This window comes from Chondromyces crocatus (assembly GCF_001189295.1).
GTDB lineage: Bacteria > Myxococcota_A > Polyangia > Polyangiales > Polyangiaceae > Chondromyces > Chondromyces crocatus.
The window spans coordinates 10,433,326-10,457,263 of the sequence record NZ_CP012159.1 but is presented as its reverse complement, the minus strand read 5'-3'; the positions used below and the strand labels follow the sequence as shown (position 1 = coordinate 10,457,263).

The following is a 23,938-nucleotide window of genomic DNA, read 5'->3' as shown; positions in this document are numbered from 1 at the left end:
GGTCGAGTTCCTCAGGGCGTGATGGGGACGACGAGCACCGACTCGAAGTGGCGCCGGGCCGGGGCGGGGGCGAAGGGGGCGCACTCGCTGTCGCGGATGGGCAGCTCTTCGGCGCGGACGAGGTGGAGCGTCCCGTAGCCGTTCTCCAGCGTGACGCTCTGCCCCGGTCGCAGGAAGCGCGTCCCGCCCACGTGGTCGCCGAGCAGCGACAGCTCCAGCGGGAAGACCAGGTTCCCGCAGGCGCTGTGCGCGCCCAGGCAAGCCGGGACGACCTGTGCGTCCAGGGTCGGCTCCGTCATCGGCTCCGGGAGCACCGCGAGCCCGCGCAGCGCGATCGCATTGCCACGGAGCACCACCACCGCGTGCGTGTCGCTGCGCAGCAGGAGCCCCTCGCTGACGATCGCTTCTTCCTTGCTGCTCGCTGGCATCCCGATGCCCGAGGTGATCGCGGTGGCCGCGAGCTTGTCGCCCACCTCGAACGGCTGCGCCGACGCGGGCACGCAGAGGTAGAAGCTCCTCGCGTTCCCCTGCTCATCGACGACGCCGAAGCGATGGCAACCATCCGGCGACGACTCGATGGCAGTCAGTTCGACCACGCCCGAAGGGGGAGCGGACCAGTCCACGCCCACGCTGGCGGGCGCCGGAGCGCATCCGGGCGCGGCGGCTGCCTCTTCGAGCGGCGGCGCCTCGTGCACGGCCGGGTGCTCGTCGAGTTCCAGCCGACCGATGCTCTCGTCGAGCTGCAAGGTGATCATGCGGCCCGCGTCGGGAGCGCGCGTCTCCGTGGAGAGCATGGCCGTCGGGAACTGGGTCGCCGACCAGGCCAGGAGCTGCATGGGCAGCCCGTCCGCGTCCACCAGGTACGCAGCGCACCGCTCGTTCTGGAGAGGCAGCGCGCGTCCCGACTCCACCAGCCAGGTCTCGGCCGGACCGAACAGCGCGCGAGAGAGCGTCCGCGTCGGGTCGGCGAGCATCGTCTGGCAGTCGACGTCCACCGTCTCCTTCAGCGCTCGAACCCGGATCAGCCGCGCCTCGTCGGTGGTGTTGCCGAGGACGAGGGACGCCGCCTCCGTCGCGATCGGGGGCTCCGGGGGCGCACAGTCCAGGCTGCCTTCTCCGCAGGGGTTGCCGTAGCTGGTCGCCATGCAGGCCATGCCGCCCGCGACCGTGAGCGCGCGGTGCATCGCGGGCCGCTCCTCGATCGTCTCCCGCATGGCGGGCACCAGCACCCGCCACGCCACGAGCAAGGCGGGCAGCGCGATCAGGTCCTCTGCATCCACCGTGATCCGCCAGGGGAACGGCGTCAGCGCCGTCAAGGCTTCCACGGCGGCGGCGATCGGCACCGACAGGTTGATGGCCGCGAAGACCACGCCGGTCGCGACATGCGCGGCGACCAGGGCCCGCGTCGACGACAGGCGGAGCATCGCGGCGAGGAGGGCCGGCGCGACGATGAGGCCTGCGAAGTCGCTCAGCTTGCCGGTGAACCAGCCTGGGAGGAGGCCGGAACCCTTCAAGATGTGATCGTTGACGACGAGGAGGGCGAGCGAGAGAAGCCAGAGCGGGTGAAGGAGGGCACGGTGCGCCTTGCGGGTGGGCTGCATCTGGGAAAGCTCCTGCGCCTCGGGTGCCGTGGAGTCACGGTACAGCGAGGCTCGCGTCGGGTCGTTCATTCGTGAGCGTAAGCAAGAACCGCCCCGTCATCAGGTCCAGGGCGGTTTCGAGTTTCGAGAAACAAGCGAAGGAAAGAAGCCAAGATGCCGGCGAAGCGAAGCCAAGAAAGTCCGGCGAGGCAGCGAGATGGCAACCTGTGTGCCACCCGGATCCAGGAGGTCCGAGGGCTCCGGTGAGGGCCCCTGGAACCGAGGAAATGCTTCTGGAAACGCGCTGCTTCGCCCGTCCGAAGGAGACGCTCTCGGGCATGACCCCTGGCATCCGTGTCAGGCGAAGGCGCCCGGCTCAGCCGCAGCCCAAATTTGTGCATGGGTGCGTCGGGCGTGGTAACGCCTCCCCATGAGAACGCTCACCGCGCTGATCTTCTCCGTAGCTGCCCTCTCCGCTGCCGCGGTCGGGTGCGGCTCCGACCCGCAGCCGCCCGCCAAGACCGGAGGCGAGACGACCGCGCCCGACCTGAACCCCGGAGCGGCGGCCGTCGCCCCGAAGCAGGTGGACACCGCCAGCCCCTCCTCCGGGTCGGTCCACATCGAGGACAAGATCCTGAAGGCCTGCGGCGACATCCCCACGGCCCGGTTCGCCTTCGACTCCTCGTCGATCGAGGGACAGGCGGCTGCCGCGCTCGACGCGCTGGCCCGCTGCTTCGTGAGCGGTCCCCTCAAGGGCGCCAACATGCGCCTCGTCGGCCATGCCGATCCCCGTGGCGAGACGGAGTACAATCTCGCGCTCGGCCACAAGCGCGCCGGGAGCGTGGCCGACTACCTCGCGAAGAAGGGCCTGGAGCAAGGCCGCGTCGCCACCACCTCCAAGGGTGAATTCGAAGCCACCGGCACCGACGAAGGTGGGTGGGCTCGCGACCGCAAGGTCGAGGTCTTCCTGGCCGAGTAGCTAGCCCCCCCCAGCACGACCCCCCCACCATGGCCCTGCAAAACGCCCCCGAAGAAGCCCTGGCCGTCCCGATCAAGCTCGACGCGGTCTCCCTCGTCCTGCACTCGTCCGGCCCGGTGTTCCTGGTCGTCTGGTCCCTCATCGCTGCGGCGGTGCTGGTCTGGGTGATCACCGTGCTGAAGCTCATCCAGGTCGCGCGCCTCTCGGCGACGCAGGCGCGCTTCGAGAAGGAGTCGGCGCACGCCCACACCCAGGACGCGCTCTACTCCCTCGCGCAGCGCCACCCGGATGCGCCGGGCGGGCGGGTGGTCCTGGAGCTCAGCCGCCGCGGGGGCAACGCCAAGCTCCTGGAGTCGGTGGCCAAGCGGGCCCTGGTCGTCGAGACCCAGCGCGCCAGCGTCTTCATGCCGACGCTGGCGTCCATCGCCTCGGCCTCGCCGTTCATCGGCCTCTTCGGCACGGTCTACGGCATCATGGATGCCTTCCTCCGCATCGGGCAGCAGAAGAGCGCGTCCCTCCCGGTCGTGGCGCCGGCCATCGGTGAGGCCCTCATCGCCACCGCGATCGGCCTCTTCGCCGCCATCCCGGCCCTCATCGCCTACAACGCGCTGAACAAGCGCATCGACGACCTGCTCTCCGGCGTCGAGGCCTCGGCCGACGGCTGGGTCGCCATCGCCAGCGAGGGCACCCTGGCTGCCGAGCCGGCACCGGCAGGCGGCGCCTTCCCTCCGCCCCAGCGCGAGACCGCGCCGCTCCCCCTCCGCCAGGTCACCACCAACCGCCCCCCGCCCCCTCCAGGGCAAGGGCGCTGAGGCCCCCATGGGCGTTTCGCTCGGAGGCCGGAAACGGCGCGGTGGCGGGATCTCCGACATCAACGTCACGCCCCTCGTGGACGTGATGCTGGTGCTCCTCGTCGTCTTCATGGTGACCGCCCCGCTGATCACAGCCGGGCTGCGCGTCGAGCTGCCCAACGTGGAGGCCAAGGAGGCCCCCACCAAGGACACCAAGCTCGTCGTCACCGTCACCAAAGAAGAAAAGATTCTTTTCGGCGAGGACGACGTCACACAGAACGTGGAGGATGTCCTCGCCCAGAACCCCCGCGTGCAGAAGGAGAAGGAGCTCTACATCCGCGCCGACAAGAACGCCCGCTATGGCGCCGTCGCCCGGGTGGTGGCCGCCGCGCGCTCGGCGGGGGTCGAGGGGCTCAACCTCCTGGTCGAGCCCGAGGTCGAAGGCGCAGGCCAGGCCCCGGCCCAGCCATGAACCACGAGCAGCCCTGACCCATGACCGACGGCAACGACCAGCGATCGCGTGGTGCCGGGGCGCGCGTGGCCCCCGTGCTGCCACCCCGTAGCGACTTCCGGGCCTTCGACATCGCCGTGGCCCTGTTCGTCGGCCTCTCGATCCAGGTCGGGGCCGGCGTGGCCATCAGCCTGGCCAACCTGAGCGCCCCCGCCGAGCTGCCCGAGATCGACAAGGGACCGGAGAAGCCCGTCCGGGTGATCCCGGTCCTCGACCTCGACGCCCCCGCCCTCAAGCTCGGCGGCAAGAAGGTCAACTACAAGCTCCCCGACCGCTGGGTGAAGCAAACCCCCAAGCCGCGCGTCGAACAGCAAGCGTTCGTGAGCACCAAGGCCGGCAAGGAAGAGAAGGACATCCCCAAGCCCGAGATCAAGGTCGCGGACGCGGGGACGGAGATCCCCCCGCCCGACGCCGAGGTCGCCAAGGAAGTGGAGATCGTCCTCGACGCGGCGGTGGACGTCGAGGTGGCGAACGTCGATCAGGAAGGCCACTCCGACGGCGTCATCGACGGCACCGAGACCGACCCCTTGAAGGCCCGCGCCATCGACCTCTACCTCGACCGCGTCCGCCGCTGGTTCTCCAGCCGCTTCCGCGTCGGCGGGTCCGGCCTCCCCCCCGAGGAGCTGACCAAGTACAGGCCGAGCGCCGTCATCGTCCTGTCCAACGGGACCATGCAGAGCTACACGCTGAACCCCAGCGGCAACGCCGCCTTCGACGCCGCCGCGCGCGCCACCCTGGAGGGAGCCCGCGGCCAGTCCCTCCCGTCGCCGCCCGAGAACTACCCCGACCTCGGGACCAAATCGATCGGCGTCACGTTCGTCTGCACGGAGAAAACATGCGACTGACCCGCTGGTGCATCGGCCTCCTCGCCGCCGCATGCGCCGTCCTCGCTTCCCCCGCTCCCCAGGCCCAGGCCCAGGCTCCGGCCCAGGCCCAAGCTCAGGGCACACCGAACCCTGACGAGCTGCTCGGCCACATCACCGTCGTCGCCGGCGCCACCCGACCCCTTCCCAAGGTCGGCGTCCTCCCCTCGCTCGCCTCCGACATGGAGGACGTCACCCTCCGCTCCGTCGTCCGGCGCGACCTCGACCTCTGCGGCGAGTTCGAGGTCCTCTCCGACGACAAGGCCCCCGACGGCCTCTACCTCTCCGATTCCCCGGTCGACGTGAAAGCCTGGTCCCAGAAGGGCGTCGAGGCGGTGGTCAAGCTCTCCGGCAAGAAGAGCGGCGCCGACAAGGCCGAGCTGCGCGCCCAGGCCTACCTCGTCCGCTACGGCGACAAGGCCGTCTTCGACCGCCGCTTCCAGGTCCCCCTCGCCGACCTCCGCGCCGAGTCGCACCGCATCGCCGACCAGGTGATCGGCGCCCTCACCGGCCAGAACGGCGGCTTCGCCAGCCACATGACCTTCGCCTCCGGCAGCGGCTCCCTCCGCCGCGTCTTCACCATCGACGCCGACGGCCACGACGCCAAGGCCGTCTCCCCCGCCGAGCGCGTCGCCATCGCCCCCGCCTTCGGCAAGAACGACGAGCTGTTCTACGCCGGCAGCGGCCGCGGCGAGGCCTACCGGGTCTACACCGCCTCGGGCCAGGGCCCCGTCCCGCTCTCGGTGAAGGGCTCCGTCTACGGCATCGCCTTCTCCAGGGACCGCGCGCAGGTCGCCGTCTCGGTCGGCGTCGGGCCCACCATCCAGGTCTTCAGCGGCCCCGACTTCGCCAACCTCAAGGAGGCCTCGCCGGTCGGCATGGCCCTCCACCCCGCGTTCAGCCCTTCCGGCAAGCTCGCCTTCTCGGGCGAGGGCAAATACAGCCAGCGCATCTACGTCGACGGCAAGCCCATCTCCCCCGACGGCCTCTTCGCCAGCGCGCCCACCTTCTGCAACCACCCCGACGGCGTGAAGGCGATCTTCGCCGTCGGCGCCGGCAAGCAGACCGACCTCGTTGCGTCCGGCGAGACCGGCGGCGGCCTCGCCCGCCTCACCCAGAGCCAGGGCAGCAACGGCTACCCCGCGTGCAGCCCCGATGGCCGCCTCGTCGCCTTCTTCTCCACCCGCAAATCCGGTGAGGGCCCTGGCCTCTATGTCATGCGCGTCGACGGCCTCCGGCCGAAGCGCATCTCCAACCTGCTCGGCGACTCCTTGCGCTGGGACCCGCTCCCGCCAGGCAAGGGCGTCGAACTCAAGAACTGAGCTTCCACGCGGCGCCACGCGATCCAGAACGGATCGCCTTCGCCGCCCGCTGCCGATCGAAAATGACGCAGGGCAAGCCCTGCCGTCGCGGTGATCGCCTGCCCCTTTCCAGGGAGCAAAGCGTCATTACCTTGGAGCCACCGAGCGATTGCCGCCTCTGTGACCGCCCGGGAACCTCTGTTCGGCGTCGGCGTCGCAGTGGCAGGTGGGTTGCATTCTCTCCGAGCGACTCACCTCGAGCGACGCGACGAAAGCTCGCTGGGACGACGGCAGGGCGACGACCTTGCGGGCGCGGCAGCGTGGAGACGACGCATGATGTGGTCGAGGAACATTCTGGGAGTGATCGTTGCAGCTTCTGGCCTCCTGGCCGGTGTGGGTTGTGATCCACCCGGCGCCATCCCGGAGGAGATCCTCAGCGAGCGAGGTGGCTTTGCGGAGCCTGCGCAGCGGCTCGTGTCGGGCCAGGAGCCGGACTACTGCTCCGCCGAGATCCTCCGCTGGCAGCACGATCCCGCCACCGAGACGCTGCGCGTCGCCGATGCGCGCGTGATGCTCGGCTGCTGCGGTCGTCGGGGCGCCCGCGTGGAGCGGGTCGACAGCCTCGTCGAGCTGACCGAGGTGGATGCCCCGGAGGAGTCGGGTCGCTGCGACACCACGTGCGCGTACGACGTCGCCGTGGCGGTGCCGTCCGTCCCTCCCGGTCCCGTGGTGCTCCGTGTGCTCCGGGACATCACCGATGCGCAAGGTGGACCCGTACTCGTCTGGCAGGGCACGCTTCCGCTCGAGGACAGAACGGGCAGCGTGATCCTGAGCGACGAACCCGCCGGGCGCGGGTGCCGTGACCGCTCGACGGCAGGGTTGAAGGATACCTGGATCACCCAGGCCCCCGCCCTGGATCGTTGACTCCCCACCTTCACGACCCACGCCGGCGCCTCGCCACACGAATTTCACTGTGTTTGCGGTGAGTTCGGTGTGTCACGAGCGGGCATGGCGCCTGCACACGCTGCCTGGCGCCATGACGCTCCGCAGCTCCACCCCGTCCTCGGTTCGCACCCTCGCAGCCCGCGCCCTCACCCTCGTGGTGGCGACGACCGCGCTCGTCGCGGCGACGGGCTGCGCCAACGTGGCGCCCTACGAGCGCGCCAAGCTCGCGCACCCCACCATGTCGGCGACCGACATGGCCGGCCATGGCGAGTCCCATCTCCGCGCCATCACCGAAGGCGCCATCGGCGGCAGCGCCGGCGCTGGCAGCGGCTGCGGCTGCAACTGAGCGCGGCCCTCCCCTCGGAGTTCGCCGACCCTGCCGATGGCGTGTCCGTCGCGCGGCGCCTCCAGCATCTTCCGCGCGGCGCTTCAGTCGAAGGGCCGCACCGTGTGCGCGTGGTTCAGCGGCCCGTGACCGTGCCCGAAGCCGGGCGCCGTGAGCATCGCCTCCCGCAGGTACCGCCGCCCGCGCGCCACGGCTGCCTCCACGCGCAGCCCCTGCGCGAGCCCTGCGGCGATGGCCGACGCCAGCGTGCACCCCGTCCCGTGCGTCGCCCGCGTCTCGATCCGCGGCGCCTCGAAGAGCTGCTCTCCCTCTGCGGTGCGCAGCACGTCCACCACCACCGGCCCGGTCCCGTGGCCGCCCTTCAACAGCACCGCCGAAGGCCCCATCGAGAGCAGCGCCTCGGCCGCCTTGCGCATCCCGGTCACGCCCTCGATCGGCTGCCCCAGCAGCGCCTCGGCTTCCGGGAGGTTCGGCGTGATGATCGTCGCCCGCGGCAGCAGCAAGGACCGCAGCGCCCCTTCCGCTTCCGGCTTCAAGAGCCGCGCGCCACCCTTCGCCACCATCACCGGGTCCACCACCAGGGGCACCCCCTTCGCGAACTCATCCAGCGACGCGCACACCACCTCGATCACCTCGGCGGCGTGCAGCATCCCCGTCTTGATCGCGTCGGCGCCGATGTCTTCGAGCACCAGCTCCATCTGCTGCGCCACGAACGCCACCGGGGGCGCGTGCACCCCGAACACCCCGCGCGTGTTCTGCGCCGTCAGGGCCGTGATCACCGTCGCCCCGTAGGCGGACAGCGCGGTCACCGCCTTCAGATCGGCCTGGATGCCCGCTCCGCCCCCTGGATCGGAGCCGGCCACGATCAGCACTCGTCCCTTCATGATGCTGGCGCACCCTGCGTCACCTGACCCATCGACGCAAGCATCGCCCTGGGCAATCGCCCCATCTTGTCAGCCGCGCAGCACCCTTTCACACTGCCTCCCATCCCGATGTCGAACGCCACCAGGCCACCCTCCGACATCGCCCAGGTCGCTCGCGTTCGCATCACCGGGCGACACGAGGGGCTCGGGCTTCTCTGCGGCCTTCTCTCGCTCTTCGTCATCAGCACGCCTCCCCTGGCCATCCTGGCTCTCCAGGGACTCGAAGCGGCCTTCGCGCTCCCGGCCCTCCAGTCCATCGAGGGTGTCCTGCTCGCGCTCTATGGCCCGGCCTTCGTCACGGCCGCCATCCTCGCCCCGCTGGGCTTCCTCATCATCACCACCTCCATCCCTTCGGCCGGACACGCCGAGGTCACGGCTGGCCCGGACGGCCTGAGCGTGCGCTCCTCACGCCGCGCGCGCCGGATTTCCCACGACGACATCCAGACCGCCTTCCTCATCCCGGGCACCCCGCCCCGCGTCGAGCTGCGCCTCACCCACGGGCGCGTCCTCGACCTCCACGTCCCCACCGAAGACGACGCCAGCCGCCTCCTGGGTGCCCTCGGCTTCGACCTCCATCACCACAGCATCACCATCCCCCTCGACACCCCGGACCGCCAGATCACCGCCGGCTGCATCACCCTGCCGGTCGCCCTCTTCGTCTGGATGGCGCTCGTCACCGTCATCCTCCCCAGCGAAGAGCACAGCCCCTGGTTCATCGGCGTCCTCAGCCTCGCCTGCTTCGTGTCCGTCTGGCTCAGCCGCCGCGCCGCGCGCCCCACCCGCGTCACCGTCGGCCGCGATGGCGTGCGCATCGAAGGCGCCTTCACCCGCGACTTCGTCTCCTTCACCGACCTGACCGACCTCGAACTCCAGCGCGATCGCCTCCGCCTCATCTGCCGCGACACCCTCCCGCCGCGGGAGCTGCGCGCCCCCATCGAGCTGCTCGAAGCCCTCGCCCGCCGCGTCCGCGAGGCGAGCGCCCAGCCGCTCCACGGCCCGCACGACCACCCGACGCACGACGCCCTCGAACGCCGCGACCGCGACCCTGCCGCCTGGCGCGAAGACCTCCGCCGCCTCCTCGGCACCGGCGACTACCGCATCACCCCCCGCCTCACCCCCGAGGACGCGCTCCTCATCCTCGACGACAGCACTGCCCCCCCCTCTCGCCGCATCGGCGCCGCCCTCGCGCTGCGCATCGTCGAGCACCCGGACGCCCGCACCCGCATCCGCATCGCCGCCGACACCTCCGCCGACGAAGCCCTCCGCGCCGCCCTCGAAGAGGCCGCCGAGGAGCGCCTCGACGCCGAGGCCATTGCCCGCGTCTCCCAGGTGCGCTGACCTGCGGGTCCACCCTCTCAGGAGACACGGGTCATGGCGAACGACGTGCGTGATTGTCTGCTTCGACAGCTCGATATCGCGTGGGCCCTCACGAGCTACCACCTCGAAACCCTCACCACCGAGGAGTGCCTGTGGCGCCCCGCGCACGCCGGGCTCCACGTGACCCAGCTCCCGGAGGGCACGTGGCGGGCCGACTGGCCGGATCGTGAAGGCTACGACCTCGGCCCCTCCAGCATCGCCTGGCTGACGTGGCACCTCGGCTTCTGGTGGTCGATGGTGCTCGACCATTCCTTCGGCGAGGGCAAGCTCGCGCGCGAAGACATCCTGTGGCCTGGCAACGCCGACGACCTGCGCGCCTGGATCGGCCGGCTCCAGTCACGGTGGCGCGAGGCCATCGAGCCGCTCACCGACGACGACCTGCGCTCCCCGGACCGGACGCGGTGGCCTTTCCAGGAGCGCCCCTTCGCCGACGTCATCGCCTGGGCCAGCGTGGAGCTGACCAAGAGCGCCGCCGAGATCGGCTATGCCCGGTTCCTCCACGGCGTGAAGCGATAGCGATCCGTCCAGGGATGGCCATCCGCTCCCCGGGGATGGCCATCCGCTCCCCGGGGATGGCCATCTGGCGCCCGGGGACGGCCATCCAGGGCTCGGGGATGGCCACCCGGCGCCCCAGGAGGGTCCTTCGGTGCCCGAAGATGACCCTCCGCCTCCCGGGGACCCCCGATACCCCTTCGTTGGGCGAGGCACCGATCCGAGGACGTCGTCATTTTGCTATGCGTTGACCGCCGTCGCACAAATGGCCTCTGCTGAGGTATGGCCCCGAACGCCTCCCTGCTCGGCATCGCGTCGCTCACCGCAGCGTGTCTCCTGTCCGTGGAACTCGCTGCCCAGCCAGCGCCGACGGCGCGAGGCCCGACCGATGCAGCACCTCCGGCCGCTGCGGCACCGCCGTCCTCCGCCGCCGCGCCCTCGTCGGACCCGGCGCCCGTTCCGCCGCCCGTTCCGCCGCCCGCCGACGGAGCCGTCGCTCCGTCACCGCAGCGACCGCCAGGGGGAGGGCAACCACCGTCGGGGAAAGGCCAGCCGCCGCCAGGGCAGGGCTACCCACCCGGCCACGGCTATCCACCCGGCCACGGCTACCCACCCGGTTACGGCTATCCACCCGGTTACGGCTATCCACCCGGTTACGGCTACCCACCCGGTTACGGCTATCCACCTGGCTACGGTTATCCACCCGGCTACGGGCAGCCGCCGCCCGAGAGCGATCCCGAAGGTGTGTACGTACCTCCGCCGCCCGGGGAAGACCCCTACTCTGTGAAGGAGAAGAAGCCCAGCAACACCCGGCGGCGGAGCGTGGGGATGATGGTGGGCGGCATCGCGCTCACGACCTTCGGCATGGCGGGTTTTGCCGGAGGCCTCGTGGCGGGGATCCTCGCGGTGTACGAGCGTGACCGGGCCCTGGGGGGCGCCAGCGCTGGCCTGATCATCGGTGGGCTCGCGGGCATGGGCGTGGGGATTCCGATGATCGTCTATGGCGCCAAGAGCGTCCGGGTGTACCAGGTGCCCTACTCCCCGCCCGAGGCCATGCTGGTCGTCGGGCCCCTCGGCCTCACCTTCAAAGGTCAGTTCCAGTGACGGAGCATCCGGCTCCACGCCGCGATGGATGCGCTGGAGCGTCTCGTCCCCATCCTGCACCGAGCATGGCGCCGCTCGTCGCCACGTGCCGAGCATGGTGCCGCTCGTCGCCACGTATTGACGGCCAGACCTGCTCCGCGTCTGCTGAGGTGTGACCAGGCGAGCTTCACCCTTCCCTCTCGGCATTGCCTTGCTCGCCGCTGCGAGCCTCACGACCGGCGCGCTCGGTGCCCAGCCGGCGCCGACGTCCCGGGAGCCCATTCCCTGGCCTGGCGCATCCAGCGGCGCCTCCAGCGCGCCGGCTCCTGATGCCACGGCCTCCCCGTCGGCGTCGACCCAGGGGCAGTCACCTCCCGCATCGAGCTTCGTCGCGCCGTCGGCGCAATCCCAGGCGCCCCCGCCGCCCGCTGGTCAGGCTGCGCCGGGGCCTGGACAAGCGCCGCCAGGGGTTGGCTATCCGCCGCCGGGGCCTGGGCAAGCGCCGCCTGGCTATGGCTATCCGTCTGGCTATGGCTACCCGCCTGGCTATGGCTATCCGCCAGGGTATGGTTATCCACCGCCAGGGGCTGGCTACCCTCCGGGCGTCAATCCCGAGGCCCCTCCGCCCGGGGGGCCGCCCATCGTCATGCAGCGGCGGAGCAAGGGCATGATGGTCGGCGGCATCTTGCTCTCCTCCATCGGCGCCGTGGTCGCGTCGCTCGGCACGATGGTCTACATGGCCTCGGACAACATCCTGTGCGAACCGTGCATGTCGAACGGCTACTGCCCCTGCGAGGAGAAAGGGGGCAAGACGGGCGGCATCGCCCTGATCATCGGTGGCCTGCTGGGCGTCGGTGCGGGGATTCCGCTGATCGTCATCGGTGCCAGGAAGGTGCCCGTCATCGAGGAGCCCGCCGAAGCCCCTGCGGCTGCGCTGCTGCTCGGTCCGGGAGGGCTCACGTTCCGCGGGCAGTTCTGAGCCGGGCGTCGGCGCCGCAGTCAGCGTTGACTCGGGCCCGTCCCGCTCCTCGGACAGAGGTCATTCCGGATGGAGGCCGTTCCGAATCGAGGCCGTCCCGAAGGCGTCGCCGTCGTGCTGCGGCTTGACCGGGCCGTTGCCATCGCGTCTGGTGAAGTGTGGCCCCGAGACCCTTCGTCTTCGGTAGCGCGCTGCTCCTCGCAGCGAGCCTCGTCGCGACGACGCTCGTCGCTCAGCCGGCGCCGACGTCCGGCGCTCCCGGCGCTCCCTTCCGCGGGGCGCTCCAAGCGCCGGCCGACTCCCCAGCCAGCGCGGCCGTGGACCCGTCGGACCCGGCGCCAGCGCAGCCACTCCCCGTCGCGCCTCCCGGGGCGACCCAGGCACAGCCGCCATCAAGGGATGACGCCCAGGCTTCAAGGGCTGCGCCTCCGCCGCCAGGGGGGGGCGCTCTGCCGCCAGGGGGTGGCGCTCTGCCGCCAGGGGGTGGCGCTCTGCCGCCAGGGTTCGGCCATCGACCGCCAGGGGACGACGCTTTGCCGCCAGGACATGGCTATCTGTCGCCCAGGTACGATCTCGACGCGCGGGGGAAACCGCGCATTCCCATGAAGCCGCGGAGCACGGGGATGATGGTGGGCGGCATCGTGCTCGCGTCGCTCGGTCTCGCGGGGACGGCGGCGGGCTCCATGGTGTTCATCGTCTCGACCCTGAGGGCGTGCCCCATCTGTGTGTGGTGCACCTGCGAGGACGCGCCGGTGGGCAAGGCCGTCGGCGTCGGCATGATTCTCGGTGGCGTCGCGAGCATCGGCGCGGCGATTCCGCTGATCATCGTCGGCGCCAAGCGGGTACCTGCCACCAGCGATCCTCCCCGCGTCCCGGCGGCTGCGCTGCACGTCGGTCCGGGTGGCTTCACGTTTCGAGGGCAGTTCTGACGATCGGCCATGCCGGTGCCCTTCTCCCTGGCCGTCACCGCTGGGCTCTCCGTGATGGCGAAGGAGCGTCGCCATTTTGCTTTCCGTTGACGGACGCCGTGTGCAGGGCGTCAGCTAGGCGGAATGGCCCCGAACGTCACCTTCATCGGTCTCGCGGCCCTCGCCGCAGCGTGTCTCCTGTCGGCGGATCTCGCTGCCCAGCCTGCGCCGACGGCGCGTGCTCCCGCCACGCCACCTGGCGCGGCACCTCCAGCCGCCGCCGCTCCACCAGCGGCCGCTGCCACGTCCTCGCCAGACCCGGTGCAAGAGCCGCCGCCGGCGGGCGGAGTTCCCGCGCCTCCGCTGCCGCAGCCACCCGCGGAGGGCCAGCCCTCTGCAGAGGGTCCGCCACCGCCAGGGCAGGGTCAGCCACCGCCAGGGCATGGGTATCCACCCTCAGGGCAGGGCCAGCCACCGCCAGGGTATGGGTATCCACCACCGGGGTATGGGTATCCGCCGCCGGGGTATGGGTATCCGCCGCCGGGGTATGGGTATCCGCCGCCAGGAGGGGGCGCCTCGACGCCGCCGACGGAGGTGCCCGTCGAGACGGTGCGGCGAAGTCCGGCGATGATGACGGGGGGTATCGCGCTCACGTGCCTCGGCGCGGTGTCGATCCTCGCCGGTGCGCTCTATGGCATGTCCCTGGAGCTCACCAACAGCCCGCCGGCCAAGGACGTCGTCATGGGCATGACCATCGGTGGGCTGGTGGGCCTCGGTGCGGGGATCCCGCTGATCGTCATCGGCGGCAAGCGCGTCCCGGTGCACGAGCCGCCGTCGTCTGCGTCCGCGGTGTCGGTGCTCGTCGGGCCCGGGAGGCTCACGTTCCAGGGACAGTTTCATTGACGTCGCATCCGGTCCCCCTTCTCATCGAGAGATGTTCAGGAGCCTGTCTTTTCTTCCCCTCCGCCTCGCGCTGCTCGTCGCCGCGACCCTGACGACGACCCAGCTGGTCGCGCAACCTGCGCCAGCACCCCGGGAGCCGCCGGGGCTCCCATCCGCCTCCACCGGTGCTTCACCAGGCGGTGGGCCATCCCTGCAAGGGGGTGAGCAGGCGTCCTCCAGCAATGGCCAACCGCCGCCTGCTCAAGGCCATCCACCGCCCGGGGTTGGCTATCCGCCGCCAGGCTATGGTCAACCGCCGCCAGGGTATGGCTATCCACCACCCGGGTATGGCTATCCACCGCCCGGGTATGGCTATCCACCACAAGGCTATGGCTATCCGCCGCCAGGGTATGGCTATCCACCCGGCTATGGTCCCAATGCACCCCCGCCGGGGGACGCCCCCATCTCCATGAAGCGGCGGAGCGTGGGCATGATGGTGGGAGGCATCGTGCTCTCGTCGGTCGGCGCGGTGCTCACGACACTGGGCACGGCGATGTCCCTGAGTTCCAACTCCTACGACTGCCCACCTTGCGTGTATGAGGGCCCTTGCCCCTCGTGTGAAGAGAGTTCGCCTCCCGCTGGTCCCATCGTGCTGATCGTCGGCGGTCTGCTGGCCGTGGGTGGCGGCATCCCGCTCATCGTTTACGGGGCCAAGAGGGTGCCGGTCATCGACGGCGACGCCGAGGCGCCGGAGGCCGCGCTGCTCCTCGGTCCGGGCGGCCTCACGCTCCGCGGCCAGTTCTAGCGCGCCTGCCGTCGGCCCGGTCCGAGGGGATCGTGCTGGCTTGACCCTGATGCTCTCGCTGGCCTGTGTGCACGCCGCCGGTCGGTATCTTGCTGCGACTTGACGTTCGGCCTGGCGTGGCCTGTCTCTCCAGCATGACGTCGCGATCTTCCATCCCCTGTCTTGCGCTCGCGTTACTCGTCGCCGGGAGCTTGATGGCCCCCGAGCTCTCTGCGCAGATGGCGCCGCGGTCTGAAGCGCCGATCTCGACGCCGGCGCCTGTGGGCGGTGCCTCGGGCGGTACGTCGCCCGCTGTCGTGACGCCCTCGTCCAGCCCGGGGCCGGCGCAGCCAGCGCTCGCCCCAGCTCAGGCCCAGTCGCCAGCAGCGCAAGGGCAACCGCCGCCAGGGGATGGGTCGGCGCCGGGATATGGGTCGGCGCCAGCGGGATACGGATCGCCAGCGGGATATGGGGCGGCGCCTGGATACGGGGCACCTGGATACGGGGCACCTGGATACGGGGCGCCTGGATACGGGGCGCCTGGATACGGGGCGGCGCCCACGCCATCGGACCCCGGCGAAGCGTTCTCCACGACCGGCGTCCTGCGCATCGATGGGTCTTCACCCGACGACAGGCCGATGAAGCGGCGGAGCATCGGCATGATGGTGGGCGGCATCAGCCTCACGACGGTGGGCGTGGCGGCCACGGCGATGGGCATCCTCCTGTTCAGGATCGCGGATACCAACGTGGAATGCGCTCGAGCTGGGTGCGGGACCGGGGATGCCGGTACGGCCAAGCTGGGGAGCGCGGCGGTCATCGCGGGCGGTCTGCTGGCCGTGGGCGGTGGGATCACGTTGACCGTGCTCGGTGCGCAGAAGGTGCCTGTCGACGATGAGCCCCCCGGCGTGCCGAGCGCCACGCTGGTCGTCGGTCCGGGGGGGCTCACCCTTCGGGGGCGCTTCTAGACGTCGAGCGAGGTGCGCTGGGGAGGGGCGGGGACGCGCCTCGACCCCCGCCCTCGCGCGCTCCGCCCTCGCGCGCTCCGCCCTCGCGCGCCCTCCGGCGCTACAGCGCCTCGGTCACGCAAGCGTTCGGCGCTCGCGACGAGTTCGGTGCTCGCGACGAGTTCGGTGCTCGCGACGAGTTCGGTGCTCGCGACGAGTTCGGTGCTCGTGACGAGTTCGGTGCTCGTGACGAGTTCGGTGCCCGTGACGAGTTCGGTGCTCGGGTGGAGCTCGGACCGGCCGTGGCGCTCGAGGTTCCGCTGGAGCTCAGGGCCATGGCGCCCTTCGGCGGCGCCTCCGAAGCGGGGCGACGGCGGCGCCTCGGGAGCAGCGCTGCGAGCCGCACCGCGGGCACCTTCCGCCCCATCCCTCGGGCTCGGGCTGCCGCGCGCTGGAGGGCCTCCAGCTCGAACCACAGGCGACCGTCGAGCGTATTCAGCTCGTCCGACTCCTGGCGGTGGACCACGCGCTCCACGTCGTGGGCCTCGCGCGCCGTGCCCATGGCCAGCGCTGCTTCCTCGGCGAGCTCCAGCGTCCTCAGGGTGAGGCCCATGTCGCTGAGCGCCTCGTTCAGGCCCGGGTTGCCAGCTGCCTGGTTCAGGAGCTGCCGCCCCACCGCGCTCAAGCCTTGCAGGCTCGCAGAGACGTGCGCGGGCTGCTTCGATCCGCGCCGTGCCGCCTTGCCCAGCGCGGCGAGCAACGGTGCGTTGCCCTGCGCTGCGTCGAGCAGGAGCCCGAGCAGGTGGGAGCGCCGCTGGCGCGCCTCCTGGAGGCTGATGCCTTTGTGCTCCGAGGCGCCGGCCCGGATCGCCTCCACCTTCAAGACCCCCGCGTAGATCTGCGCGTGCTGCGACGCGAGCGTCAGCGCGTAGTGAGCGCGTCGTGGACCGTAGCCCGGCAACGCTTCATCGAGCAGGTGCGGCACGATCGCCGCGTACTCCGTCACCAGCGCCGAGATGACACGGTTCGAGGCGATCTGCAGGCCGTCGACCCGCGCTTCGGCATCCGGGAGCATGGCGCGCCACCGCGCCACCGCTTCGGGCGAGGGAGCGTGCGCGGTCAGGGTTAAGAGGAGATTGCTGAAAAGCACTGCCGCTCCCGAGACGTCGCGCTCCTCCGGATCGAGGGCGAGCTGCGCGGCGTGATTGGGATTGGCAGGATGGCTCTCCGCATTGTCGTACTGGTTCATGTCGATATCCCTCCAGGCAAGGTTCCTCAGGGGAACGTCAAAGCAATAAGAGCTGCCCGAGCGAAACGCAATTTCACCCTGTAACACCGGGCCCTATGTGACGATATGTGGCGATAGGAGAGCCGTGGACGCCTGCAATGAGATGTGGTGATTGATGGGAGGACGTGCGTGACTGGGAGAGAGGGGGGCTATCGTCGATGCCCTGGCGCGTGCATTCACCAGGGAAGGGTCGGAGCGCCGAGGCGAGGGCGTCGTCGTGAGGAGGCGCCTCGTCTCGTGACGTCGTGAGGAGGCGCTGCGTCTCGTGAGGAAGGGCGTGCAGGACCCGCGCGCCGATCGTGGGCGCCTGGCGGCGTGACCCGGCGCCGATGGGGCGTACCTGTCGGCCGTCGGATCGTTCCTGTCGACCGCCATGGAGTCCCTGTTGGCCGCCGGGTGCTCCTTGTCGGCTGCCGGGTGGTCCCTGTCGGCTGCCGCGTGCTTCCTGTCGACCGCCATGGAGTCCCTGTCGGCCGCCGCGTGCCTCCTGTCGGCTGCCGCGTGCCTCCTGTCGGCTGCCGCGTGCCTCCTGTCGGCTGCCGGGTGCTTCCTGTCGGTTGCCGCGTGCCTCCTGTCGGCTGCCGCGTGCCTCCTGTCGGCTGCCGCGTGCCTCCTGTCGGCTGCCGGGTGCCTCCTGTCGGTTGCCGCGTGCCTCCTGTCGGCTGCCGCGAGCATGTGCTGTGTGCCCACCTACAACCGCATTCCTGCCACGTGGAACGCATGTGTGCCCTCCTACAACCGGGTTCCTGCCACGTGGAACGCGTGTGCGCCCTCCTACAACCGGGATCTTGCCGAGCCTCTCCCCATTCCTGCCGCGCGGATCTGCCGACGGGGTGGCACCCGTGCACGTCATACCGCCACCCCGCCGCCTGCGCGTCACCCCGTCGCGTCGTCCGCGCCACCTCGTTCACGCAGCGCCGGTGCATGAGGTCCAGGTGCCATGGCGTCACTGCTGCGTGGCCCCGACGCCGGGGCGTCACTTCGGCGCGGTATGGCCTCGTCGTGGCCGTGGCCGTGGCGCGCGACCTCCCGGGGTGATGTGGCGCGCACGAGGAAATGACTCGAGGTCACTCCCTCGGAGGGTGGCTGCTCCCTATAGGCCTCCGCAATGCGTGAATCGCTGGAGCGCCTCGTGGGCATTATGACGGCCAGCAGGTTCCGCCTGAGCCCAGGTCGTGCCGAGCCCCTGTTCCCGAATCACCAGGATCTTCCTCAGGGGGACAGATGCTTGGTGTTGCAATCTACTCGCCATGCCGCTCGAGGGCGGTTGGCGTGCTCCGTGCCTTATGCCTCCGACGCGTCGGGGCGCGCAGGGTGGAGGATTTCACGCGCGCAACGTCGCCAGGACGGGCAGCATCTTCTCCGCGTGTGGGAGACGAGCGCGACCCATGTCGGCGGCCTGGTGCCTGCCCTCGACATGCCAGCCGGGGCGTCAGCCCCGCACCCCGCGATCCCTCCCCACGAGCCCTCCCCGGACACGCCTAGGGATCGTTCCGAGGAGACATGTCGGTGGAATGCAGTACGAAGGCACCCGACCATTGGGAAGTCGTCCGCAGCCATTGCGTGCTTGTGCAGAACATCATTCCGTGTAAGATCCGCATCGTGGACATCCTGAATCCACGTTTTGACATCGCAGACAGCGGGTCGTGAAGCCCAGCGTCTGAAAGCACCCTGGGGCAAGGACAGAAGCGCACTCCGGCTTTTACGGGGTGTCCTCGTGACGAGCGCAGAATGCGCTGAGCCTGCCCAGTTCGGAGGGATGGATAATGAAGCCTCTGTTCTCCTGGAATGCGTCCGCATTGATGGGCCTCTTCTTCCTTTGCGGCGCCGGCTGCGCGGAGATGGACGTCACCGACGTCGAGCGCGATGCCGACGACGATGCCACCGAGGTGAGCGAGTCGAGCCTGGCCGGACCGTTCCGGATGCCAGCCGAGTGGGAGCCGCACGAGTCCCTCTGGATGTCGTGGCCCATGTACGACGGCACGATGGCGAGACCGAGGGAGCCCGTCTACCTGGAGATGGTGGAGGCGCTCGCTCCGTATGTGAACGTCGATATCGCGGTCGCCAGCGAGGAGGAGGTGGAATACGTCGAAGATGTCCTGGATCTGAACAGCGTTCCGCGCTCGCACGTGCGGCTGCACGTGCTGCCTTCGCTCATGGACATCTGGCTGCGGGATACGGGGCCCATCTTCCTGAAGAACCCGGCGGGGCAGCTCGCCGTCACCGATTTCGCGTTCAATAGCTGGGGCTATCAGGGGCACTCCAGCGAGGATCCGTGGGACACCGATCAGCTCGACCGCGACATCGGGACCTTGCTCGGGCTGCCGATCCGCAGCTCGAACATGGTCAGCGAGGGCGGTGCGATCGACGTGAATGGCAAGGGCACGATGCTTCTCGCGGACGCCGTGGCCTTCCACCGCAATCCGGGCATGAGCCGCGCCCAGATCGAGCATGAATACAAGAAGAAGATGGGCATCAAGAAGATCGTCTGGGTCCCGGAGGGGGTGCCCGAGGACGATCTCTCCTACTGGCGCAACCGTGGGCTCCCCAGCGACGTGTACACGGCGCTCCCCGTGGGCGGTCACGTCGATGAGTTCGTGCGGTTCGTGGCCGAGGACAAGGTGCTCCTCACCGAGGTGACGGCGGCCGAGGCGGCGGTGGATTCCATCGCGGCCGAGGGGCGCCTCCGGCTCGAAGCGGCGCGGGCGGCGATCGACTCGGCGACGACGGCCGAGGGCAAGGACATCGAGATCATCCGCGTCCCGGCGCCGGAGCTGATCTTCGACACGATGGGGCCGGGCGACTCGACGTACGACTACATCACCACGCTGACGTTCGAGGACAACCACACCATCCCGACGGACAGCCCGATCACGGTGGTGCTGGCGACGAGCTACATGAACTACGTGGTCACGAACAACGTGGTTCTCGTGCCCGCGTACTACAAGCCGGGGCGCAATCCGATCATCGCCGCGAAGGACGCGGAGATGCAGCTCATCCTCTCGCAGGCCTTCCCGGGCCGGACGATCATCCCGATCAACCCGGAGGCCCTGCACACCGGTGGCGGCGGTATGCACTGCATCACCCAGCAGCAGCCGGTCGTCGGGAATCCCTGAGCAGAGCTACCTACGTCGAGCTGCGCCGAGCTGGGCTGAGTTGAGCTGAGCCGAGCAGCGCTGCGCTGAGCGACATCGGGGCCTGAAGCGGCCCCGGTGTGCGATCGAGCACCCCGGGGAACGCGCGCCGCGAGAAGGCTCGGCTTCCAGGCGTCGCTGCCCTATCCTCCGCCGTCTCATGGGAAATGACCGGGGCGGCGCCCTGACCTACTGGATCGGCAAGACGTGGCTCGCAGCCTTCGGGTGGAAGCTCGAGACGCAAGCGCCCACGGACGACAAGTTCGTGCTCATCGCGGCACCGCACACGTCGGGCTGGGACCTGCCGTTCATGCTCGCCACGTCGTACGTGATGCGCGTGCCGATCTCGTGGATGGGCAAGCAGGAGCTGTTCCGCGCGCCGTTCGGCGGCATTCTCCGCGCGCTGGGTGGGATCCCGATCGATCGGGGGGCGCGCAAGAACCGCGTGGGCTGGGCCGTGGACCAGTTCGAGCGGGCCGAGCACCTGGTCCTCGCCATCCCGGCCGAGGGGACGCGCGGCACCGTGGGGCACTGGAAGTCCGGGTTCTATCGCATCGCCACGGCGGCGCAGGTGCCGATCGGGCTCGGGTACCTGGACTTCGAGAAGAAGACCTGCGGCATCGGTGGCTTCGTGACGCCGACGGGGGACGTGCGCGCCGACATGGAGCGCATCCGCGCGTTCTACCGTGACGTGCGCGGGAAGCACCCGGCCAAGGAGAGCGTGCCCAGGCTCCGCGAGGAGGACGAGGCACCGGGGGTCGGGTCGCCCGAGCTGGCGATGAGCGCGGTCTGAAGGGGAGGGGAGCGAGCATGAGCAAGCTGACGCTGGAAGAGTCGCAGGCAGAGCGCGGGGCGCATCATCGGCTGGCGCTGATGGTGGGGGAGTGGGAAGGGACGACGCGGGTGTGGTTCCAGCCCGATGAGGTCGCGGACGAGTCGCCGTGCCGGGGGACGATCCGGTCGGCGCTCGGAGGGCGGTTCGTGGTGCACGAGTACGAGGGGGCGTTCCAGGGCAAGCCGCTGTCGGGGATCGCGATCCACGGGGCCCACCTCGACGAGGCGCGCTACGAGACGGCGTGGGTGGACAGCATGCACAACGGGACGGCGATCATGTTCTCGGTCGGCGAGGCAGGGAGCACGTCGGGGGACTTCCGTGTGCTGGGGAGCTACGGGGACGGGCAGGGGAACCGCTACGGCTGGCGCACGGAGATCACGGTCGACGGGCCGGATCGGCTGGTGATCACCCACTTCAACGTGCTGCCGGATGGCACGGAGGCGAAGGGGATGGAGACGGACTACCGGCGCCGGGCACCCGCGACGGGCTGAGCCGGCGTCCTGGCGTCAGCACCCGCCGAAGTGTGGAGCGGATCACGAGAACCGGTTCGCCGCACCGCGGCAATGTAGCCTCGCCACCGGATCGCGGAGGGTGAGCATCCACTGAATCGCAGCATCCGTCCGCTGCGGTATCTCCATATCTAGGACAAGCCTGTTGCGTTAGCATGTCGCCTCCCCGCGCGGAGCGTCACGGAGCGGTGTGCGGCCAGCTCGGGGCGAAGGTGCTCCATGCCGATCCTCGAGCTCACGGTTGCTTCCGGACAAACGCTGCATGTCCGCCGCTTCACGGTCGAAGAGTCCGTGTCGAACCTCTTCAACGTGTCCATCTGGGCGCGCTGCGAGGAGCCGGACGTCGATCTGGAAGGGATCATCGGTCAGCCAGCGACGCTGAAGATCGTGCACGGGACGGCGTACGTGGCGCAGCTCGGCGCGCGGACGTGGACGGGGGTCTGCACCCACGTGGAGCAGGCGCACGGGGTGACGCCGATCCCGGGGCAGAAGGCGGAGTCGAGCTACTTCCTGCGCATCGCGCCGAAGACGTGGTTGCTGACGCAGCGGCGCGGCTACCGCATCTACCAGCACCTCTCGATCCCCGACATCCTCGACAAGCTGCTCGGTGAGTGGGGCATCGCGCCGACGTGGAAGATCGATCGCGGGAGCTATCCGAAGCTCGAATACAAGGTGCAGTACGGCGAGAGCGACTACGCCTTCATGAGCCGGCTGGCGGAGGAGGCAGGCTTCGCGTTCACGTTCCCGGACGAGGGCGGGTCGAACATCACGTTCAACGACAAGCTGCACCAGGGGCCGAAGCGGGGGGGCGGGCCGCTGCCCTACGTGGAGGAGCCGAACCAGGAGTCGGAGAAGGAGTTCGCGACGCGGGTGCGGCTGTCGCACGAGGTGCGGCCAGGCGTGCACACGATGCGGGACTACGACTTCCGGCGGCCTTCGTACGAGCTGTTCGGGCAGTCGACGCCCGCGCCGTCGCCCGAGGATCGGTACGAGCAGTACCACTACCACCCGGCGTCGTTCCTCGTGGAGGGGAAGGGGGACGGGAACACGCCGGTCGCCGACGACAAGGGGATCGCGCGGCACGACGAGGCGTTCGGCAAGGGGCGCGCAGAGCGGGCGATCCTGGGGCGCCGGGTGGGGCGCAAGCAGGTGGCGTTCGACACGAACGTGCCCGACGTGGCGCCGGGGGTGATCTTCAACATCGGGCAGCATCCGCATCCGGACATCGGCGATGGGACGGACCTCCTGGTGCTGGAGCTGTCGATCGAGGGGTCGCCGCAGGACGAGTGGGTGATCTCGGCGCGGGCGGTGTTCACCGAGATGCCGTACCGGCCGCCGCTGCGCACGGCGAAGCCGAAGCTCAACAACGTGCAGAGCGCGGTGGTGGTGGGGCCGCGCGGGCAGGAGATCCACGTCGACGAGTTCGGTCGGGTGCGGGTGCAGTTCTTCTGGGACCGCGAGGGGAAGCTCGACGACAACAGCTCGTGCTGGATCCGGGTGAGCCAGGGCTGGGCGGGGACGGGCTACGGGATGATCGTGATCCCGCGCATCGGGCAGGAGGTGCTGGTCGGGTTCATCGAGGGCGATCCGGACGCGCCGATCGTGGTGGGCCGGGTGTTCAACGCGACCCAGCAGGTGCCGTACAAGCTGCCGGACCACAAGACGCGCAGCACGTGGAAGAGCGACTCGTCGATCGGTGGGAACGGCTTCAACGAGATCATGTTCGAGGATCTCAAGCACAAGGAGCTGGTCTGGATGCAGGCGCAGAAGAACCTGCGCAAGCTGGTGAAGAACGACGAGACCATCACCATCGGGCACGATCGGCAGACGTACATCATCCGGAACGAGACGGAGACGACGGGGGTGAACCGGGTGGAGGTGACGGGGGTGGACCGCACCGAGATCACGGACAACGACCGGACGACCTTCGTGGGCACGAACAGCCTGAAGATGGTGCGCGGCGACGAGCACGAGAAGACGGACGGCAACATGATGATCTTGATCGACAAGGATCAGGACATCGTGGTGCGGCAGATGAAGCGGGAGCGCGTGGAGAAGGACGCGAGCTCGCACGTGGTGGGCAACCGGAACGAGCGCGTCGACGGGAACCTGTCGCTGACGGTCGACAAGAACCAGTACGAGAAGGTGTCGAAGAACGCGGCGATCGAGGCGGGGCAGCAGATCCACCTGAAGGCAGGGTCGGCGCTGGTGATCGAGGCGGCGAAGGACCTGACCTTGAAGGGGCCGGGTGGGTTCGTGCGCATCGATTCGAGCGGCGTCACGATCCGGGGGACGCTGGTGCGCATCAACAGCGGCGGGAGCGCGGGCTCGGGCGAGGGCTCGAAGCCGGAGCTGCCCGAGGAGGCGAAGGTCGCGGTGGTGAACGAGCCGGAGCGGCCGAAGCCCATCGATCTGCGGGTGGACGGGATCGGTCAGTAAGCGGGCCGAGGCGGTCGAGTCGAAGGGACGAGCGAGCGACACGAG

The 23,938-nt window shown here is 69.9% G+C and carries 22 protein-coding genes; 19 read left to right on the top strand and 3 right to left on the bottom strand.

Features of this window, described 5'->3' with window-relative positions; all coding sequences use genetic code 11:
- Positions 1–11: 11 nt before the first annotated feature.
- Positions 12–1,670, bottom strand: a complete 1,659-nt coding sequence (locus CMC5_RS37920; protein WP_050434967.1) for a hypothetical protein — start codon at positions 1,668–1,670, stop codon at positions 12–14.
- 340 nt (positions 1,671–2,010) lie between these two features.
- On the opposite strand from CMC5_RS37920, the gene CMC5_RS37915 reads away from it, so the two are divergent.
- From CMC5_RS37915 to CMC5_RS37885, 7 genes are all read left to right on the top strand, one after another.
- Positions 2,011–2,559, top strand: coding sequence for an OmpA family protein (locus CMC5_RS37915; RefSeq protein ID WP_245678100.1), 549 nt, complete (start codon positions 2,011–2,013; stop codon positions 2,557–2,559).
- 29 nt (positions 2,560–2,588) lie between these two features.
- Positions 2,589–3,371 (top strand): MotA/TolQ/ExbB proton channel family protein, encoded by a 783-nt coding sequence (locus tag CMC5_RS37910; protein WP_050434966.1) that lies wholly within the window; start codon positions 2,589–2,591, stop codon positions 3,369–3,371.
- Between the two features lie 7 nt (positions 3,372–3,378).
- Complete coding sequence (locus tag CMC5_RS37905) at positions 3,379–3,822, top strand: biopolymer transporter ExbD (protein ID WP_050434965.1); 444 nt, start codon at positions 3,379–3,381, stop codon at positions 3,820–3,822.
- Positions 3,823–3,842: 20 nt separating this feature from the next.
- Positions 3,843–4,706 carry a TonB C-terminal domain-containing protein gene (locus CMC5_RS37900; RefSeq protein WP_156339162.1) on the top strand — a complete coding sequence of 288 codons (864 nt, stop codon included), beginning with the start codon at positions 3,843–3,845 and terminating at the stop codon, positions 4,704–4,706.
- On the top strand, positions 4,697–6,046 hold the full coding sequence (locus CMC5_RS37895; protein ID WP_050434964.1) for a PD40 domain-containing protein: 1,350 nt from the start codon (positions 4,697–4,699) through the stop codon (positions 6,044–6,046). Before CMC5_RS37900 ends, CMC5_RS37895 begins: the two co-directional genes overlap by 10 nt.
- Before the next feature lie 312 nt (positions 6,047–6,358).
- A complete protein-coding gene (locus CMC5_RS37890) occupies positions 6,359–6,949 on the top strand; it encodes a hypothetical protein (RefSeq protein WP_050434963.1) in 591 nt (196 codons plus the stop codon).
- A gap of 112 nt (positions 6,950–7,061) precedes the next feature.
- A complete protein-coding gene (locus tag CMC5_RS37885; protein WP_050434962.1) occupies positions 7,062–7,316 on the top strand; it encodes a DUF4266 domain-containing protein in 255 nt (84 codons plus the stop codon).
- Between the two features lie 83 nt (positions 7,317–7,399).
- Here the strand turns inward: CMC5_RS37885 and thiD are convergent, their stop codons facing one another.
- Positions 7,400–8,200, bottom strand: a complete 801-nt coding sequence (gene thiD / locus CMC5_RS37880) for a bifunctional hydroxymethylpyrimidine kinase/phosphomethylpyrimidine kinase (RefSeq protein WP_156339161.1) — start codon at positions 8,198–8,200, stop codon at positions 7,400–7,402.
- A 108-nt stretch (positions 8,201–8,308) separates the two neighbouring features.
- Here thiD and CMC5_RS37875 point away from each other — a divergent pair, with 108 nt between their 5' ends.
- The 8 genes from CMC5_RS37875 (at position 8,309) to CMC5_RS46740 (ending at position 15,709) form a co-directional block, all read left to right on the top strand.
- Positions 8,309–9,577, top strand: coding sequence for a hypothetical protein (locus tag CMC5_RS37875; RefSeq protein ID WP_063796736.1), 1,269 nt, complete (start codon positions 8,309–8,311; stop codon positions 9,575–9,577).
- A 33-nt stretch (positions 9,578–9,610) separates the two neighbouring features.
- Positions 9,611–10,132: a DinB family protein gene (locus CMC5_RS37870; protein ID WP_050434959.1), complete on the top strand. Its 522-nt coding sequence runs from the start codon at positions 9,611–9,613 to the stop codon at positions 10,130–10,132.
- Between the two features lie 258 nt (positions 10,133–10,390).
- Positions 10,391–11,212 (top strand): hypothetical protein, encoded by an 822-nt coding sequence (locus tag CMC5_RS46755; protein ID WP_082363167.1) that lies wholly within the window; start codon positions 10,391–10,393, stop codon positions 11,210–11,212.
- A 151-nt stretch (positions 11,213–11,363) separates the two neighbouring features.
- Positions 11,364–12,170, top strand: a complete 807-nt coding sequence (locus CMC5_RS45400; protein WP_156339160.1) for a hypothetical protein — start codon at positions 11,364–11,366, stop codon at positions 12,168–12,170.
- Between the two features lie 158 nt (positions 12,171–12,328).
- Positions 12,329–13,099: a hypothetical protein gene (locus CMC5_RS45395; protein WP_156339159.1), complete on the top strand. Its 771-nt coding sequence runs from the start codon at positions 12,329–12,331 to the stop codon at positions 13,097–13,099.
- 123 nt (positions 13,100–13,222) lie between these two features.
- Positions 13,223–13,981: a hypothetical protein gene (locus CMC5_RS46750; protein ID WP_156339158.1), complete on the top strand. Its 759-nt coding sequence runs from the start codon at positions 13,223–13,225 to the stop codon at positions 13,979–13,981.
- 31 nt (positions 13,982–14,012) lie between these two features.
- On the top strand, positions 14,013–14,765 hold the full coding sequence (locus tag CMC5_RS46745; RefSeq protein WP_179955474.1) for a hypothetical protein: 753 nt from the start codon (positions 14,013–14,015) through the stop codon (positions 14,763–14,765).
- 218 nt (positions 14,766–14,983) lie between these two features.
- Positions 14,984–15,709 carry a hypothetical protein gene (locus CMC5_RS46740; protein ID WP_218920167.1) on the top strand — a complete coding sequence of 242 codons (726 nt, stop codon included), beginning with the start codon at positions 14,984–14,986 and terminating at the stop codon, positions 15,707–15,709.
- Between the two features lie 100 nt (positions 15,710–15,809).
- On the opposite strand, the gene CMC5_RS37835 is transcribed toward CMC5_RS46740, so the two are convergent.
- Entirely contained in the window at positions 15,810–16,763 is a 954-nt protein-coding gene (locus CMC5_RS37835; protein WP_156339157.1) for a hypothetical protein, read from the bottom strand.
- A 1,979-nt stretch (positions 16,764–18,742) separates the two neighbouring features.
- Here CMC5_RS37835 and CMC5_RS37830 point away from each other — a divergent pair.
- From CMC5_RS37830 to CMC5_RS37815, 4 genes are all read left to right on the top strand, one after another.
- Entirely contained in the window at positions 18,743–20,092 is a 1,350-nt protein-coding gene (locus CMC5_RS37830) for an agmatine deiminase family protein (protein WP_050434951.1), read from the top strand.
- Between the two features lie 178 nt (positions 20,093–20,270).
- On the top strand, positions 20,271–20,903 hold the full coding sequence (locus CMC5_RS37825) for a lysophospholipid acyltransferase family protein (protein WP_050434950.1): 633 nt from the start codon (positions 20,271–20,273) through the stop codon (positions 20,901–20,903).
- Positions 20,904–20,920: 17 nt separating this feature from the next.
- Positions 20,921–21,436 carry a DUF1579 domain-containing protein gene (locus CMC5_RS37820; RefSeq protein ID WP_050434949.1) on the top strand — a complete coding sequence of 172 codons (516 nt, stop codon included), beginning with the start codon at positions 20,921–20,923 and terminating at the stop codon, positions 21,434–21,436.
- 237 nt (positions 21,437–21,673) lie between these two features.
- Positions 21,674–23,893, top strand: coding sequence for a type VI secretion system Vgr family protein (locus CMC5_RS37815; protein WP_050434948.1), 2,220 nt, complete (start codon positions 21,674–21,676; stop codon positions 23,891–23,893).
- Positions 23,894–23,938 lie beyond the last annotated feature (45 nt).

Excerpts from the sequence above, each read along its gene's own strand:
- CMC5_RS37820 (WP_050434949.1), top strand. The coding sequence starts at position 20,921 with ATGAGCAAGCTGACGCTGGAAGAGTCGCAGGCAGAGCGCGGGGCGCAT.
- CMC5_RS37920 (WP_050434967.1), bottom strand. The coding sequence starts at position 1,670 with ATGAACGACCCGACGCGAGCCTCGCTGTACCGTGACTCCACGGCACCC.
- CMC5_RS37835 (WP_156339157.1), bottom strand. The coding sequence starts at position 16,763 with ATGCTCCCGGATGCCGAAGCGCGGGTCGACGGCCTGCAGATCGCCTCG.
- CMC5_RS46755 (WP_082363167.1), top strand. The coding sequence starts at position 10,391 with ATGGCCCCGAACGCCTCCCTGCTCGGCATCGCGTCGCTCACCGCAGCG.
- CMC5_RS37890 (WP_050434963.1), top strand. The coding sequence starts at position 6,359 with ATGATGTGGTCGAGGAACATTCTGGGAGTGATCGTTGCAGCTTCTGGC.
- CMC5_RS37815 (WP_050434948.1), top strand. The coding sequence starts at position 21,674 with ATGCCGATCCTCGAGCTCACGGTTGCTTCCGGACAAACGCTGCATGTC.
- CMC5_RS37825 (WP_050434950.1), top strand. The coding sequence starts at position 20,271 with ATGGGAAATGACCGGGGCGGCGCCCTGACCTACTGGATCGGCAAGACG.
- CMC5_RS37870 (WP_050434959.1), top strand. The coding sequence starts at position 9,611 with ATGGCGAACGACGTGCGTGATTGTCTGCTTCGACAGCTCGATATCGCG.
- CMC5_RS37900 (WP_156339162.1), top strand. The coding sequence starts at position 3,843 with ATGACCGACGGCAACGACCAGCGATCGCGTGGTGCCGGGGCGCGCGTG.
- thiD (WP_156339161.1), bottom strand. The coding sequence starts at position 8,200 with ATGAAGGGACGAGTGCTGATCGTGGCCGGCTCCGATCCAGGGGGCGGA.
- CMC5_RS46745 (WP_179955474.1), top strand. The coding sequence starts at position 14,013 with ATGTTCAGGAGCCTGTCTTTTCTTCCCCTCCGCCTCGCGCTGCTCGTC.
- CMC5_RS37895 (WP_050434964.1), top strand. The coding sequence starts at position 4,697 with ATGCGACTGACCCGCTGGTGCATCGGCCTCCTCGCCGCCGCATGCGCC.
- CMC5_RS46750 (WP_156339158.1), top strand. The coding sequence starts at position 13,223 with ATGGCCCCGAACGTCACCTTCATCGGTCTCGCGGCCCTCGCCGCAGCG.
- CMC5_RS37830 (WP_050434951.1), top strand. The coding sequence starts at position 18,743 with ATGAAGCCTCTGTTCTCCTGGAATGCGTCCGCATTGATGGGCCTCTTC.
- CMC5_RS46740 (WP_218920167.1), top strand. The coding sequence starts at position 14,984 with ATGGCGCCGCGGTCTGAAGCGCCGATCTCGACGCCGGCGCCTGTGGGC.
- CMC5_RS37875 (WP_063796736.1), top strand. The coding sequence starts at position 8,309 with ATGTCGAACGCCACCAGGCCACCCTCCGACATCGCCCAGGTCGCTCGC.
- CMC5_RS37885 (WP_050434962.1), top strand. The coding sequence starts at position 7,062 with ATGACGCTCCGCAGCTCCACCCCGTCCTCGGTTCGCACCCTCGCAGCC.
- CMC5_RS37910 (WP_050434966.1), top strand. The coding sequence starts at position 2,589 with ATGGCCCTGCAAAACGCCCCCGAAGAAGCCCTGGCCGTCCCGATCAAG.
- CMC5_RS37905 (WP_050434965.1), top strand. The coding sequence starts at position 3,379 with ATGGGCGTTTCGCTCGGAGGCCGGAAACGGCGCGGTGGCGGGATCTCC.
- CMC5_RS37915 (WP_245678100.1), top strand. The coding sequence starts at position 2,011 with ATGAGAACGCTCACCGCGCTGATCTTCTCCGTAGCTGCCCTCTCCGCT.